Consider the following 431-nt stretch of genomic DNA (forward strand, 5'->3'; position numbering starts at 1 on the left):
GTCGTGATCTGGACGGTGCGGTCATGGCCGAGCACGGCATCGCGCCGATCGATCTGGTGGCGGTCAACCTCTACCCGTTCGCCGCCACCGTGGCCAAGCCCGGTTGCACCCTGCCGGACGCCATCGAGAATATCGATATCGGCGGCCCGACCATGGTCCGCAGCGCGGCGAAGAACCACAAGGATGTCGCCATCGTGGTCAACGCCGAGGACTACGCGGCAGTGGTCGACAACCTGAAGAACGGCGGGCTGACCTATGCCCAACGCTTCGACCTGGCGCTCAAGGCGTTCGAGCACACCGCCGGCTATGACGGCATGATCGCCAACTACCTCGGCGGCATCGACCAGAGCACCGAGCAGCTCAGCACCGAAAATCGCAGCCTGTTCCCGCGCACCTACAACATGCAGTTCATCAAGGCGCAGGACATGCGC

The 431-nt window shown here is 64.0% G+C and carries 1 pseudogene; it reads left to right on the top strand.

Going from position 1 to position 431, the window contains the following annotated elements:
- A pseudogene (gene purH, locus ACU8YC_RS28395) lies at window positions 1–431 on the top strand (bifunctional phosphoribosylaminoimidazolecarboxamide formyltransferase/IMP cyclohydrolase); the annotation flags it as partial.

Source organism: Citrobacter sp. VF227 (assembly GCF_052950715.1).